At 35.1% G+C, this 16,464-nt stretch carries 9 protein-coding genes; 7 read left to right on the plus strand and 2 right to left on the minus strand.

The window, feature by feature from the left end:
- Window positions 1–37: 37 nt before the first annotated feature.
- Complete coding sequence (locus ACNH59_RS01720; protein ID WP_418263735.1) at window positions 38–7,417, plus strand: HYR domain-containing protein; 7,380 nt, start codon at window positions 38–40, stop codon at window positions 7,415–7,417.
- Between the two features lie 395 nt (window positions 7,418–7,812).
- Window positions 7,813–10,485: a LamG-like jellyroll fold domain-containing protein gene (locus ACNH59_RS01725; protein WP_418264913.1), complete on the plus strand. Its 2,673-nt coding sequence runs from the start codon at window positions 7,813–7,815 to the stop codon at window positions 10,483–10,485.
- Between the two features lie 73 nt (window positions 10,486–10,558).
- On the opposite strand, the gene ACNH59_RS01730 is transcribed toward ACNH59_RS01725, so the two are convergent.
- On the minus strand, window positions 10,559–11,014 hold the full coding sequence (locus ACNH59_RS01730; RefSeq protein WP_418263736.1) for a DUF4442 domain-containing protein: 456 nt from the start codon (window positions 11,012–11,014) through the stop codon (window positions 10,559–10,561).
- 177 nt (window positions 11,015–11,191) lie between these two features.
- Between ACNH59_RS01730 and ACNH59_RS01735 the strand changes: the two genes are divergently transcribed.
- The 5 genes from ACNH59_RS01735 to ACNH59_RS01755 all read left to right on the plus strand — a co-directional run bounded on the left by ACNH59_RS01735 (window position 11,192) and on the right by ACNH59_RS01755 (window position 15,067).
- Entirely contained in the window at window positions 11,192–11,647 is a 456-nt protein-coding gene (locus ACNH59_RS01735) for a DUF4870 domain-containing protein (protein WP_418263737.1), read from the plus strand.
- A gap of 27 nt (window positions 11,648–11,674) precedes the next feature.
- A complete protein-coding gene (locus ACNH59_RS01740) occupies window positions 11,675–12,010 on the plus strand; it encodes a hypothetical protein (protein WP_418263738.1) in 336 nt (111 codons plus the stop codon).
- Between the two features lie 11 nt (window positions 12,011–12,021).
- Window positions 12,022–12,348: a PadR family transcriptional regulator gene (locus ACNH59_RS01745; protein WP_418263739.1), complete on the plus strand. Its 327-nt coding sequence runs from the start codon at window positions 12,022–12,024 to the stop codon at window positions 12,346–12,348.
- Window positions 12,349–12,355: 7 nt separating this feature from the next.
- A complete protein-coding gene (locus ACNH59_RS01750) occupies window positions 12,356–14,074 on the plus strand; it encodes a PspC domain-containing protein (protein ID WP_418263740.1) in 1,719 nt (572 codons plus the stop codon).
- A 159-nt stretch (window positions 14,075–14,233) separates the two neighbouring features.
- Window positions 14,234–15,067 carry a GIN domain-containing protein gene (locus ACNH59_RS01755; protein WP_418263741.1) on the plus strand — a complete coding sequence of 278 codons (834 nt, stop codon included), beginning with the start codon at window positions 14,234–14,236 and terminating at the stop codon, window positions 15,065–15,067.
- A gap of 79 nt (window positions 15,068–15,146) precedes the next feature.
- Here ACNH59_RS01755 and trxB read toward each other — a convergent pair whose 3' ends face one another.
- A complete protein-coding gene (gene trxB, locus ACNH59_RS01760; RefSeq protein WP_418263742.1) occupies window positions 15,147–16,094 on the minus strand; it encodes a thioredoxin-disulfide reductase in 948 nt (315 codons plus the stop codon).
- Window positions 16,095–16,464 lie beyond the last annotated feature (370 nt).

Genomic DNA, 16,464 nt, shown 5'->3' on the forward strand with positions numbered 1-16,464 from the left:
CTTACAGTGCATTTTGAATATTTTACAAGTGAATATTATGAAAAAAAAATACTTAAATTTTATATTCTTACTCTTAATCTCATTTTCTGTTTTTTCACAGAATCTTGGCGATTATAAATCTGTTTCAAATGGAGATTGGAGTTCTGCATCATCATGGCAGGTATGGAATGGCTCTGTTTGGTCAATAGCAACAAACTATCCAGGTCAAAACCCTGGTACATATGCTGTAAACGTTGCTTCAACACATACTATTACAATAGCAACAAATTTATCAACTTCCTCCATAGGGGCAGTTATTGTAAATGGAACCTTAAAATTAAGTCCAAGTCCAAATCCTAATACAATAACTTTAACGACACCATCAATAAACATTGATGGTGGTATATTAAATTTTGACACCAACAAGATTCGTCTAAATCTACCCTCATATGCAGTTATTACCCTAGAGAATTCTGGAATGATTAATGGTAAATGCACTAATAACGATGAGATATACATTGGATCAAATAAATATGCAGCTTGTGTAGGTGGGGGCGCAGGTGTATATACTTTTGGAGAAGTTGTTGCTGCAGGCGGTAATGTAAATGCAACTATTTCTAATCCAATAACAAACCCTACAAATATTAATACTTGTTCATTAATAAATCTAACAGGAGGATACACTGGAACAGAAACAGGTGTTACTTATAAATGGATATTGAGATTACCCGATGAAACTTTTTCTATAATAGCCTCAGGAACTTTAGCAACTAGTGCTAATACTACTTCAACATCTTTTACCCCAAGTAAATCTGGAGAATATTTAGTAACACTTGAAATCACAACAAAAGCTTCAGCAACAAATATAGAAACGAGAACATTTAATGTTACTGATACTACTAACCCAACAATCACTCCCCCTGCTACTGTTAACACAACTACAAATACTAATTGTACTGCTACAGGTGTGAGTCTTGGAACTCCCCTAACGGCAGATAATTGTGGAGTCGCATCAGTAACCAATGATGCACCTTTAGCTTTCCCAATAGGTAATACTACGGTAACTTGGACTGTCACTGATACTACTGGAAATACGGCTACAGCAAATCAAACAGTTACGGTTACTGATAATATTGCCCCTACTATTTCTTGTTCTGGTAATTTAACTCCAAATGTAGGCGCGGGAACTTGTACAGCTTCTGTAACTACTAGCAATCCTACTACGGCTGATAACTGTGCCGTTACCAAATTGACTTGGAACTTAACTGGTGCTACTACGGGGGCTTCTGCTGCAACAGGAATTAACAATTTAGGAACTCAACTGTTTAATCTTGGTACGACTACTGTAAATTACAGAGTTGAAGATGCAGCTGGTAATTTTGCTACTTGCTCATATACGGTTACGGTTACTGATAATATTGCCCCTGTTTTAACAGCAGAAGCCAATCAAAATGTAACACTTGATAGTGGTTGTATGGTGACTATTCCGAATCTCGTAGATGGGTCTTCAGCGACTGATAATTGTGCAGGAACTGTTATTTCCCAAAGCCCTACTGCTGGAACTACTCAAGCTGCTGTAAACAACGGAACTATTAATGTAACTGTGACTGCTACAGATTTGGCTGGTAATATCGATTCTAAAATTGTAGTGATTACCGCTAAAGATACTACGGCTCCTGTTTTAACAGCAGAAGCCAATCAAAATGTAACCCTTGATAGTGGTTGTATGGTGACTATTCCGAATCTTGTAGATGGGTCTTCAGCGACTGATAATTGTGCAGGAACTGTTATTTCTCAAAGTCCTACTGCTGGAACTACTCAAGCTGCTGTACACAACGGAACTATTAATGTAACTGTGACTGCTACAGATTTGGCTGGTAATATCGATTCTAAAATTGTAGTGATTACCGCTAAAGACACTACGGCTCCTGTTTTAACAGCAGAAGCCAATCAAAATGTAACACTTGATAGTGGTTGTATGGTGACTATTCCGAATCTTGTAGATGGGTCTTCAGCGACTGATAATTGTGCAGGAACTGTTATTTCCCAAAGCCCTACTGCTGGAACTACTCAAGCTGCTGTAAACAACGGAACTATTAATGTAACTGTGACAGCTACAGATTTGGCTGGTAATATCGATTCTAAAATTGTAGTGATTACCGCTAAAGATACTACGGCTCCTGTTTTAACAGCAGAAGCCAATCAAAATGTAACGCTTGATAGTGGTTGTATGGTGACTATTCCGAATCTTGTAGATGGATCTTCAGCGACTGATAATTGTGCAGGAACTGTTATTTCTCAAAGTCCTACTGCTGGAACTACTCAAGCTGCTGTAAACAACGGAACTATTAATGTAACTGTGACAGCTACAGATTTGGCTGGTAATATCGATTCTAAAATTGTAGTGATTACCGCTAAAGATACTACGGCTCCTGTTTTAACAGCAGAAGCCAATCAAAATGTAACCCTTGATAGTGGTTGTATGGTGACTATTCCGAATCTTGTAGATGGGTCTTCAGCGACTGATAATTGTGCAGGAACTGTTATTTCTCAAAGTCCTGCTGCTGGAACTACTCAAACTGCTGTAAACAACGGAACTATTAATGTAACTGTGACTGCTACAGATTTGGCTGGTAATATCGATTCTAAAATTGTAGTGATTACCGCTAAAGATACTACGGCTCCTGTTTTAACAGCAGAAGCCAATCAAAATATAACCCTTGATAGTGGTTGTATGGTGACTATTCCGAATCTTGTAGATGGGTCTTCAGCGACTGATAATTGTGCAGGAACTGTTATTTCCCAAAGCCCTACTGCTGGAACTACTCAAGCTGCGGTAAACAACGGAACTATTAATGTAACTGTGACTGCTACAGATTTGGCTGGTAATATCGATTCTAAAATTGTAGTGATTACCGCTAAAGATACTACGGCTCCTGTTTTAACAGCAGAAGCCAATCAAAATGTAACCCTTGATAGTGGTTGTATGGTGACTATTCCGAATCTTGTAGATGGATCTTCAGCGACTGATAATTGTGCAGGAACTGTTATTTCTCAAAGTCCTACTGCTGGAACTACTCAAGCTGCTGTAAACAACGGAACTATTAATGTAACTGTGACAGCTACAGATTTGGCTGGTAATATCGATTCTAAAATTGTAGTGATTACCGCTAAAGACACTACGGCTCCTGTTTTAACAGCAGAAGCCAATCAAAATGTAACCCTTGATAGTGGTTGTATGGTGACTATTCCGAATCTTGTAGATGGGTCTTCAGCGACTGATAATTGTGCAGGAACTGTTATTTCTCAAAGCCCTACTGCTGGAACTACTCAAGCTGCTGTAAACAACGGAACTATTAATGTAACTGTGACTGCTACAGATTTGGCTGGTAATATCGATTCTAAAATTGTAGTGATTACCGCTAAAGACACTACGGCTCCTGTTTTAACAGCAGAAGCCAATCAAAATGTAACCCTTGATAGTGGTTGTATGGTGACTATTCCGAATCTTGTAGATGGATCTTCAGCGACTGATAATTGTGCAGGAACTGTTATTTCTCAAAGTCCTACTGCTGGAACTACTCAAGTTGCTGTACACAACGGAACTATTAATGTAACTGTGACAGCTACAGATTTGGCTGGTAATATCGATTCTAAAATTGTAGTGATTACCGCTAAAGACACTACGGCTCCTGTTTTAACAGCAGAAGCCAATCAAAATGTAACCCTTGATAGTGGTTGTATGGTGACTATTCCGAATCTTGTAGATGGGTCTTCAGCGACTGATAATTGTGCAGGAACTGTTATTTCTCAAAGTCCTACTGCTGGAACTACTCAAGCTGCTGTAAACAACGGAACTATTAATGTAACTGTGACAGCTACAGATTTAGCTGGTAATATCGATTCTAAAATTGTAGTGATTACCGCTAAAGACACTACGGCTCCTGTTTTAACAGCAGAAGCCAATCAAAATGTAACCCTTGATAATGGTTGTATGGTGACTATTCCGAATCTTGTAGATGGGTCTTCAGCGACTGATAATTGTGCAGGAACTGTTATTTCTCAAAGTCCTACTGCTGGAACTACTCAAGCTGCTGTACACAACGGAACTATTAATGTAACTGTGACAGCTACAGATTTGGCTGGTAATATCGATTCTAAAATTGTAGTGATTACCGCTAAAGACACTACGGCTCCTGTTTTAACAGCAGAAGCCAATCAAAATGTAACGCTTGATAGTGGTTGTATGGTGACTATTCCGAATCTTGTAGATGGATCTTCAGCGACTGATAATTGTGCAGGAACTGTTATTTCTCAAAGTCCTACTGCTGGAACTACTCAAGCTGCTGTAAACAACGGAACTATTAATGTAACTGTGACTGCTACAGATTTAGCTGGTAATATCGATTCTAAAATTGTAGTGATTACCGCTAAAGACACTACGACTCCTGTTTTAACAGCAGAAGCCAATCAAAATGTAACCCTTGATAGTGGTTGTATGGTGACTATTCCGAATCTTGTAGATGGATCTTCAGCGACTGATAATTGTGCAGGAACTGTTATTTCTCAAAGTCCTACTGCTGGAACTACTCAAGCTGCGGTAAACAACGGAACTATTAATGTAACTGTGACTGCTACAGATTTAGCTGGTAATATCGATTCTAAAATTGTAGTGATTACCGCTAAAGATACTACGGCTCCTGTTTTAACAGCAGGATCCAATCAAACGGCAAATACCGATACTGGTGTTTGTACTGCAGCGGTTGCAGTTACAAATGTGAGCTTCTCTGATAATTGTTCTGGAGCAACTATCTCTTATACTTTAACGGGTGCTACTACAAAAGCATTAACTTCTGGTCAAGTAGGAACATACACTTTTAACAAAGGAGTAACAACAATAAATTATACAGCTACTGATGCATCAGGAAACACGACAACTGATTCTAAAACAATAACTATAAGTGATATCACTCCTCCATCTATATCAACAGGTCCTAATCAAACTGCAAATACCGATACTGGAATTTGTACTGCATCAGTACTTGTGATGGATGCCTCATATTCAGATAACTGTGCTGGTTCAACAATCAAATATACCCTAACAGGTGCAACTACAAAAACATTAACTTCTGGACAGGTTGGAACCTATACTTTCAACAAAGGGGTTACTACTATAAATTATACCGTAACAGATGCAGCTGGAAACACAACAACTGGTTCTAAAACTATTACCATTAATGATGTAACTCCTCCAAGCTTAACTGCTGGAACTAACCGAACGGCAAATACCGATACTGGTGTTTGTACTGCAGCGGTTGCAGTTACAAATGCGAGCTTCTCTGATAATTGTTCTGGAGCAACTATCTCTTATACTTTAACGGGTGCTACTACAAAAGCATTAACTTCTGGTCAAGTAGGAACATACACTTTTAATAAAGGTGTTACAACAATCAATTACACAGCGACTGATGCATCAGGAAATACGACAACTGATTCTAAAACAATAACTATAAGTGATATCACTCCTCCAACTATATCAACAGGTTCTAATCAAACTGCAAATACCGATACTGGAATTTGTACTGCATCAGTAACTGTTACTGATGCTTCATTTACGGATAATTGTACAGGATCTACAATAGCCCATACTTTAACTGGTGCAACTTCAAAAGCTTTAACTTCAGGACAAGTAGGAACATATACATTTAATAAAGGCGTAACAATTATTAACTATACGGTAACTGATGCTTCTGGAAACTCAATTTCAAGTTCTAAAACGATTACAGTAATAGATAATCAAGCACCAACAATATCGTCTTTACCAGCTCTTTCAGGAAGTTGTTCAGTAACAATATCAAGTGCACCTACATCTCCTGATAATTGTGGGACTATAACTGGAACAACAAGTGACATTACAATACCTTATACATATTCTACACCAGGATTCTATGTAATTAGTTGGAATTTTACAGATGCAGCGGGAAACAGTAAAAATATTTCGCAATCTGTTACTGTTATAGACAACGTTGCTCCAGTTCCAAGCGTTGCAAGTTTACCAAATATAAATTATACAGGTTGTGAGATTTTGAGTTCCCAAATCACATATCCTACAGCTGTTGATGCGTGTAATGGAACTATTACTGGGGTTCCAAGTATTCAATTTCCATATAGCGTATTGGGTAACACTGTAATCACTTGGAGCTTTACTGATGCAACAGGAAATGTTTCTACACAAAATCAAAATTTAACGATGACGTCCGAAACAATTAACGGAGGAACAATGAAAGGATATTTAACTTCTGCAGGAGCTGGAACAGCAAGTACTGAAGTAAATATTACCTCTTGTTCAAGTGGTGGAAATGAAATTAAAATGAATTTGACTGGACAAACTGGTACAATTGTACAATGGGAAAAATATGAAGTGGGAGATGGTGTTTGGGTATCTATAGCAAACACAGCTAATAATTATACTGTTACATTTTATCCTGCAACTACTGAATCCACCTATTTTAGAGCCTTGATTAAAGTTGGAACTTGTTATAAATATTCATCTAGTTTTTATGTTAGAGCTTTACCAGCGGATCAACCACCCGTATTAGATCAAAGTGTGTTTAACATTTGCTTGAATGAAAGCGTAAATTTAGTAGCTAGAAGAGGATATACCATTCAAGAAGATGCAATTGCTGGAAAAGGCGGGGAATTTGGAACTGGACAGTTCCCGGACAAATTCAATGATGATTCTTGGAGAATTGATGGAAAAGCTTCTGCAACCTACTGGACGGCAAATGGAAACGCTACAAAAGACACAAACTGGGCTGGAACAAATCCTCATCCTTTTGGAACAATTACCTATGATTCTGGAGATCCAAAATTTGGGATCGCACAAGGAGATTATTCTTCGGATTGGATCAAAAAAAATAATCCACAAATTTATAATGGCGAAACTAAATTGGAAACTCCAATATTTAGTCTAAAAAACATGAGCGCAGCCTCTCTTGATTTCGATCAAGCATATAATTTAGTTTCAGGTGACTATATGAAACTAGAACTATCTCTTGATGGAGGTATTACCTATCCAATTACACTTCAATCTTTTACAGGTCCAAAAACATGGGATTGGGCTAGTCCACGAAATGCAGGAACAGGATCAAGTGCAACAAAATATAATTTTAAAAACGATAATTCTTCTTTTGACTTAACCCCTTATGTAGGTCAAACCAAAGTAAGAGCAAGATGGACTTTTCATGGAACTTCTGACAAAAGTGTATGGGCAATTGATGGTATTACCATTCCTGTAGAACCAGTACTTGATGCAATTGAATGGACTGATGGAATTGGTAACCCAGGTACTCCTTCCATCGCAAACGGATATTTAGAAACTTCATTTACACTAACTCCAGAAGCTCCTGAAAACATCAATATGGTGCAACTGTATTAGTTGACGGTTGTAGATCTTATGATGCTTCAGGTACAGCATTAGCAGATGTAAATGTAAGTTACTCCTATGCAGGTAACAATATTACATTAGGTCCAGATGTATGTGGTTCAAATACTGTACAATTAAACGCTTATGACAACTCTAAAACTGCTAATCAAAATGTAGCTAAAGGTTCATATATTGCTCCATCGGGCTGTATAACCTGTGACGATCCAGGTACAGGAAATTCAGGTACTTGGTCAATATCAGGAAGTAGTACATGTGGTACGGGAACTTTTTCTAACATTAACGATCCTGATGCAACATTTACGGGAGAAGTAGGGAGTTATGTATTAGGTTGGACAGTTGGAACTTGTACTAGTACAGTAAATGTAACCATATCAAATTGTGCAACTATTGACTTTGATGGAACGAATGATTATGTTGACTTTAAAAAAACAAACTATGATTTAAATAGTGATTTTAGTATTGAAGTATGGGCAAAAACGACTCAATCTAATGCTAATATTCAAACCATATTATCTAAAAGAAATGGAAGTACTTTAGGAAATGGTTATGATTTAAGAGTTCAAAATGATTTTGTAACCTTTAGATGGAACGCTACAGGAAGTATGACCTCACCATACAAAATTTCATCTAATAGATGGTTTCACATCGCTGTAACTTATTCTAATAATGTCTATAAATTATATATTGATGGGATTTTAATGGTTACTAAATCTGGAGGGAGTTTACCAATTGTAAACAATTACAGAACCTTATTAGGAGCAATGGACCAAGACAGTACTACTCCAATTAATTATTTCAAGGGTTGGATAGACGAATTAAAAATCTGGAACGTTGCCTTAAATGAAGAACAAATTCATCAAATGATGAATCAAGAAATAAAGGAACAAACAACAGGAAATAATGTTGTTTATGGAGAAATTATTCCATTGCCTATTTATGGTTTGAATTGGACCAATCTAAAAGGGTATTATCGAATGGACCAATTTGGCTGCGGTTATTTGAATGGAAATTTTGGTGTTGGTGCTGATGGAAAATTAAAAAACATTACTACATCTGAACCACAAACTGCACCACTTCCCTATTATACGGTAAGAAATGGAGATTGGACAAATACATCTGCCGCTACCCCTTGGGCTTACGGAAATTCCGTTTGGGATTACCCAAATAGCACAGGTATTAACGGACAACCCATAGACTGGAATATTGTTAGAAGTTTGCATGATCTTAATTCAACTGCCAAAGACATTACATTGTTAGGTTTAAAATCTGAATCTGGTAAAATTATAATGGCTAATCCGGTACAAACTTTAAATGAGAACAATAACGGTCAAGGTTTGTGGATAACCCACTATTTAAAATTAGATGGTTTTATTGATTTAGTAGGCGAATCACAATTAGTACAAAAACGCTATAATACTGTACAAGTTAGTGAAAGTGTTTTTGACGAAGCAAGCAGTGGCTACATTAAACGTGATCAACAAGGACAAAAAAACAGTTTCAATTACAACTATTGGTCTTCACCTGTGACAATAAGAGGTGCCGCCAATAATTCTCCTTATAATTTAAATGGAGTTTTACGAGATGGAACCGATTCACAAAACCCAAAACTAATCAATTTTGGCTCCACTGCTTTTTTTGCAGATGGCCCGCTAGAAAGCCCAATTAAAATCACCACACGCTGGATATGGTCGTATAATTCCAAAACCTTAGCGTCTAATTCGGAATTGCAAAATTATTACCTATGGAATCACATTAAAAACACTGGTTTACTTAATGTGGGTGAAGGGTTCACTATGAAAGGTTCTGGCGGAACAGCTTCTTTGCTAAGTACACAAAATTATTCCTTCATAGGGAAACCAAACTCTGGAACAATCAATTTAGGATTGCCTTATGAACAAACTTACTTGGTAGGAAACCCTTATCCTTGTGCTTTAGATGCAGATGAATTCATCAAAGACAACATTAAAGATTGTGCTGATTGTAGAGCTAGCACAAATGTATTTAATGGTGCACTTTATTATTGGGATCATTTAGGAATTACCAACAATCATACTTTAGCGGAGTATGAAGGTGGTTATGCTACGTACACCCTGATGGGAGGTACTTTGGCAACAGTAAATGGTGATTTAAATTCTCAATCTGGAAACAAAGGAAATCGAGTTCCTGGACGTTATATACCTGTAGCACAATCTTTCTTTATTGATGCTGCACTAGAAACGTCTATAACAGGAAGTACGACAACTGTTCAAGGGGGAGCTTTAATTTTCAAGAACAGCCAAAGACAGTTTTATAAAGAAGGAAATACCAACTCTATTTTTATGAAACCAGGCACCACAACAAAATCAACAACTGTAAATAAAGTGGTGGATAGCAGACCAAAAATTAGAATTGGATACAAAACTACAGCAGGTAAACATCGTCAATTATTGTTAGGAAGTGATAAAAACACGACCAATAAATTTGACCTAGGTTACGATGCACCTATGTTTGATTTAAATGGTGACGACCTGTATTTCAACCTAAACAATAATCCGTTTGTAATTCAAGCTGTGCCAAATTTTAATAATGACCAAATCATCCCATTAGGTATTGTAATCGCTAAAACAGGTAAATCAACAATTAAAATTGATGAATTGGAAAATATTTCTAATGAAAAACCAATTTACGTTCATGACAATATCACTAATGAATATTTTGATTTAAATCTAGGTGATTTTTCAATTACACTTCCTGCAGGAAAATATAACAATAGGTTCACATTACGATTTGCTAAAGAAAATGAAATTTTAGCAGTAGCGGAAAATAAATTAAAAAAAGATATTTATGTTTATTTTGCAGAAAATAATTATTCTCTAAATATTAATAATAATTCCGATGACACTATTATCAAAAAAATGTATTTATATAATTCAATTGGACAAGATATAGAAAATTGGGATGTTGAAAATAATGAGCAAACAAATATAAAAATACCTTTGAAAAAAGTAAGTTCAGGTGTCTATATAGTGAAAACAATAACAAATAAAGGTGATTTTAGTACCTCAATAATTATCAAATAGCCAATATAAATGGATCAATCAAAAAAAACGTCTCCAAATTTGGAGACGTTTTTTTTGATAGCTAAATATGTTTTTATTGTTTTAATCGAATACTCCATTCAAAATCCATTTCAGAAACTTGAGCACCATTTTCGTCAGTACCTATAGACTTCATCCAAAAGGTCTGCCCTTCTCCACTACTTATTGTTTTTTCTAAAGCCTGTTTAATCAATGCACCATCCAGACATTCAAATGTAATTCTACCAGTAGCTTTCTTTGTAAATACAGCTTTGTTTTGAATCACCAACATTGAAACTTTTCTTTGACTCAATTGAATATGATTCATTACTAACGCACCTGTAGATAATTCTGCTGCCATGGCTTGAACAGCAAAATACATGGATTGAAAAGGGTTTTGATTAATCCATCGATGTTTCACGCTTACTACACATTTGCTCCTATCAATTTCCTTTACCCGTACTCCACAAATAAAAGCCGAGGGCAATTTGAAAAACAAAAAAGAATTGAGTTTATTGGTCGTTAGTTTCATAATTAGCTGATTTTATGCTAAAATACAAAAAAAATACTATGCATACATACTATTTAATATTGTTAACTAAAAGTTAAATTACAGTACTATGTAATACAAGATACTATCTATTAGACGTATATTTGTATAAGATATTACTAGGCCTAATCATTTTTTTTAAACTTTAAAAACTAACCTATGGAAAATACTTCTGAAAATAATACCGCAGCACTGGTACATTTAAGTACACTAACCCAATATTGTATTCCTTTGGGAAATTATATTTTCCCAATGATAATTTGGAACGCAAAAAAAGAAAAATCAGAAACTATCGATTTTCATGGGAAACAAGTTTTGAACTTTCAATTAAGTTGGCTTTTATACAGCTTGTTATTAATTATTATAGCGATTCCCATTTTTATATCAATATTATTAAATCAGCTGACTTGGAATGCGATAATTAATAATCATGAAATAGCATTAAAAAGTTTGACAATCGACAATAATATAATCTTGATAACGACTGGAATAATGGCTATAATCACATTTGGTGTATTAAAAATTACGGAATTCTTCCTGATCATCTATGCTACTATTAAAGCATCAGAAGGAGAACGATACCAATACCCTTTAACGATTTCTTTTATAAAATAAACTGATTATTTATAAAATCGAATAAAAATGAAAAAACTACTTTTAATCATAGTACTTTTAGTTGTCGTAACAACTAAATTAATGGCTCAAGAAGTTATTAAAATCAATAGAAATGCAGAAAATCAATTTAAAATTGAAGCCAAAGAAAAAATGGACATCAATCTAAATTTTAGATTAGATCAAAAAGACGAATATAAAGTTCTTGTTTTGGACAATCAAAAAAATACAGTTCTTTCAAAAAAACGTTTAAAAGAAGGGCTGAATAAAATTTCATTTACTATGGACGAAGGCGAACAATATCTAGTAAAATTTATTAGCATCACACCTATAAAATTAGTGGTTACAGCCTTTAATGAAAATTAAATCAAAAAAACATGAATATTGAAAACACAAAAGCACAGATGCGTAAAGGTGTTCTCGAGTTTTGCATTTTATCTGTCTTAAAAGAAAAAGATGCCTATACTTCCGAAATATTAGACACACTGAAAAACGCCAAATTACTGGTCGTAGAGGGCACTATTTATCCTTTACTGACTCGGTTGAAAAATGATGGATTACTTCACTATCGCTGGGAAGAATCGACTTCTGGCCCTCCTAGAAAATACTATGGACTTACAGAAGAAGGCCAATATTTTCTAAATGAACTCAATGGTACTTGGACCGAACTCTCCAATGCTGTAAATCTAATCACCAACAAATAACAACGTCATGAACAAAACTGTAAACATAAACTTAGGAGGTATGGTTTTTCACATTGATGAAGATGCATACCTAAAATTAACTCGCTATTTTGATGCTATAAAACGTTCCTTGAATACCAGTTCAGGACAAGACGAAATCATCAAGGATATTGAAATGCGCGTTGCCGAACTTTTCTCCGAAAATCAAACTTCAACCAAACAAGTTGTTAGTTTAATAGATGTTGACCAAATGATCGCTGTGATGGGACAGCCAGAAGACTACATCATAGAAGATGATTCTCAACCCAATTACAACAACAGTCAAAACAACCAAACTGCTTCCAAAAAACTATATCGAGATTCAGATAACAACATGATTGGTGGTGTCGCCTCAGGTCTAGGGCACTATTTAGGAATTGACGTAGTTTGGATTCGAGTAATTTTAGTTTTACTTGTAATAGGTGGTTTTGGAACAGGTATTATTGCCTATATTATTCTTTGGGTCGTTACTCCTGAAGCGCAAACCACCTCAGAAAAATTAGAAATGAAAGGAGAGCCAGTAAACATTTCTAATATAGAAAAAAAAGTTAGGGAAGAATTTGAGAATGTCTCTAACAAAATAAAAAATGTAGATTACGATAAATTTGGAAACCAAATAAAAAAAACTTCCGGAAAAGTCGGAACCAATCTAACTAACATAATTCACTCCATTTTTCAAATTTTTGCCAAACTATTGGGCATCATGCTTATCATTATTGGAATTAGTACTTTAATTACCCTCCTCATTGGTGTGTTTACCCTTGGAAGCAATTTATTTATTGACCTGCCTTGGGAAAGCTTTATCGAAGCTGGAAATTTTACCGACTACCCTATTTGGTCATTTGGACTATTAATGCTCTTTGCAATCGGAATTCCATTTTTTTTCTTAACAGTTTTAGGATTCAGGCTCCTTTCTCCCAAAATGAAATCTATGGGTAATATCGTCAAATACACCCTTGTAGCTTTGTGGATTATCGCTTTATCTCTAGTGATTTTTATAGGACTAAAGCAAGCTTCGGCATTTTCTAACGAAGGTAGAATGATACAGCATGAAAAACTCGACCTAAAACCTAATGACACGCTATTGATTAAATTCAAATACAATCCGTTTTTTGCAAATAACCCTGATGATTATAGCAATTTCCGAATTACACAAGACAGTGCCAATTCGAAAGTAATCTATTCTAATGCCATCCAGTTCGAAATTAAACAAACTGACGAAAAAAAAGCGTACATCCAAATCACCCGAGAAGCCAAAGGCAAAACGACTTCTGAAGCAAGAAAAAGAGCCGAAGCGATACGCTATAACTTTAGTTACATAAACAATGAACTCCTACTGGACAACTATTTTATTACGGATTATGAGAATAAATTTAGAGATCAAGAAATAGAAATAACCCTCTATTTGCCAACAGGAAGTATTTTTAAAGTAGATGATAGTGTTCAGAACTTTGACCAATCTGACAACCATTTTTTCAATTTGCATTTTAGCTCAGACAAATACCATTATAAAATGACCGATTCCAAAGTTAAATGTTTGGATTGTCCATTAGATGAAAATGAATACGATGATCTTGCATCTGGAAGCAGCTCGCTAACCATTGACAAAGATGGAATTTCAATTATAAAAGATTCTACCAATCCATCCAATAAAGAATTGGAAGTATTAAAAATAAACAAAAATGGTATTATCATAAAAACGAAATAACACAATTGGGACTTACGAAAAGCTCTTTTAGCAGAAACCACTATTAAAACAATTTGGTAAAAAACATAAATTGAAGTTAATTCCCTAAGATTTTAGTGTAAATCATCCACCCACAGTGGATGATTTTTTATATTTGTACAAATACTTATACATTCCCAAATGAAAAACAGCCTCATTATATTACTTTTTTTATTTTGCAGCAGCTTATCTTTTGCTCAAAATAAAGTCCGCATCAAAGGTTCAAAAAAAGTAATCACAGCCCTCAAAGACCTTAATAGTTTCAAAAAAATTGAAGTAGGAAGCAATCTTGAAATTTTTCTTGAAAAAGGAGAAAAACCAGCTCTAAAAGTAGATGCTGATGAAAATCTTCATCCTATAATTACTATCATCATAAAAGACAGTACCTTATATCTGAATACAACCAAAGATCCTTATCGTTACAAGAAACTTGCGCTTTATGTCACCTATACAAATGATTTGAATCTAATTATTGCCAAAGATCAGTCTATCATAAATGCCATTCAGGAAATTCAAAAAACAAGCATTACACTAAAAGCTTACAACGACTCTCAATTATTTATTAATGCCAATACCTCTGATTTTGTTTTGGAAGCCAATGACAAAACAAAAACCGAATTGAACTTAAAATCTGAAAAAGGGAAAGTCATATTAAGCCAAAATGCCTCATTAAAAACACTCGTTCGAACTGAAGATTTTGCATGTGATATGTATCAAAAAACAGAAGCCAGAATTGAAGGAAACAGCACCAAATCTAGCATTAGACTGGACAATAATGCACGATTGACTGGGAGTAAATTCACGATAAAAGATCTTGAACTAATCGCTGAGAGCAATTCTAATTGCAGTATAAATGTAGAAAGTTCGATTACTATTAGTGCCAACGGAAAATCTGAAATTCAACTTTTAGGAAAACCCAAAATCGAAATCAACAATTTCTCTGATGAAGCCAAATTGCTAAAGAAAACAAAGTAAAAAAAATCCTTTTGGTGGATAAAAAAGAGAGTCCCAAATCAGTTGATTTGGGACTCTCTTTTTATAGCTTATTAAATAATTAATCTTTAGCAGCCAAATAACGCTCTGCATCAAGAGCAGCCATACATCCAGTACCTGCAGCAGTAATTGCTTGACGATACACATGATCAGCAGCATCACCTGAAACAAATACTCCTGGAACATTCGTTTTAGACGTACCTGGTGTATTAACAATGTACCCTGTTTCGTCTAACGTAATAAAATCTTTAAAAATATCTGTGTTTGGTTTGTGACCAATAGCTACAAAAAAACCAGTTGCTTCTATATCAAAAACTTCATCAGTTGTTTTGTTTCTAGCCTTAACCCCAGTAACCACCTGCTCATCACCTAATACCTCAACCGTATCGTGATTCATTAAAATAGTGATATTTTCGGTTTTACGCACACGCTCTTCCATGATTTTAGAAGCTCTAAATTGGTCGCTACGCACTAGCATCGTTACTTTTTTACAAAGCTTAGACAAATAATGTGCTTCTTCACAAGCAGAATCTCCTGCTCCCACTATAACAACTTCTTGATTTCGGTAAAAGAACCCGTCACAAACCGCACAAGCAGAAACGCCACCACCCATTTTTAAGTAATGTTGTTCCGACGGCAATCCTAAATATTTAGCCGAAGCTCCTGTAGAAATAATTACTGTTTCACAGTGTAATTCAATCGTATCATTAATCCATACTTTATGAATATCTCCTGAAAAATCTACCTTAGTAGCCCATCCATCGCGGATATCAGCCCCAAAACGCTCTGCTTGCTTTTGCAACTGAATCATCATTTCAGGCCCAGTAACACCATCCACATACCCTGGGAAATTTTCCACTTCGTTAGTCGTAGTCAACTGACCACCAGGTTGCATACCTTGGTACAAAACTGGATTCATGTTTGCTCTAGCCGCATAAATTGCTGCTGTATAGCCCGCTGGACCAGAACCTATAATAAGACATTTTATTTTTTCGATTGTATCTGACATAATTATTGTGATTTGTTTTTAAAACGGTACAAAAATAAGTTATAATTAATAGATTAAAGAAGCATAACAATTAGTTTTTATTATACAACAATAAAAAATTCCATTCTATTCCTAAACAATCAAAAATACAACTGGTTTCCAGCCGTTTAACTACACAGTTAAATATCCAAAACTAAAAATGTGTTATTTTATTCTAAAACATATTGCTACTATACTGTTTTAGATTAGTTTATTATTAATGTAAAGTTGGTACAAACTCAGCTATATTATGTAAAATCTTTCCCCCTATAAGTTGTAATACTCACATTTTGTTACGGCATTTTTAAAACTAGAAAACAAAACCCACAATCAAAAAAATTGTGGGTTTCAT

The sequence above is a fragment of the Flavobacterium faecale genome (assembly GCF_048320115.1).
Lineage (GTDB): Bacteria > Bacteroidota > Bacteroidia > Flavobacteriales > Flavobacteriaceae > Flavobacterium > Flavobacterium faecale_A.

Excerpts from the sequence above, each read along its gene's own strand:
- ACNH59_RS01730 (WP_418263736.1), bottom strand. The coding sequence starts at position 11,014 with ATGAAACTAACGACCAATAAACTCAATTCTTTTTTGTTTTTCAAATTG.
- ACNH59_RS01745 (WP_418263739.1), top strand. The coding sequence starts at position 12,022 with ATGAATATTGAAAACACAAAAGCACAGATGCGTAAAGGTGTTCTCGAG.
- ACNH59_RS01750 (WP_418263740.1), top strand. The coding sequence starts at position 12,356 with ATGAACAAAACTGTAAACATAAACTTAGGAGGTATGGTTTTTCACATT.
- ACNH59_RS01720 (WP_418263735.1), top strand. The coding sequence starts at position 38 with ATGAAAAAAAAATACTTAAATTTTATATTCTTACTCTTAATCTCATTT.
- trxB (WP_418263742.1), bottom strand. The coding sequence starts at position 16,094 with ATGTCAGATACAATCGAAAAAATAAAATGTCTTATTATAGGTTCTGGT.
- ACNH59_RS01755 (WP_418263741.1), top strand. The coding sequence starts at position 14,234 with ATGAAAAACAGCCTCATTATATTACTTTTTTTATTTTGCAGCAGCTTA.
- ACNH59_RS01735 (WP_418263737.1), top strand. The coding sequence starts at position 11,192 with ATGGAAAATACTTCTGAAAATAATACCGCAGCACTGGTACATTTAAGT.
- ACNH59_RS01740 (WP_418263738.1), top strand. The coding sequence starts at position 11,675 with ATGAAAAAACTACTTTTAATCATAGTACTTTTAGTTGTCGTAACAACT.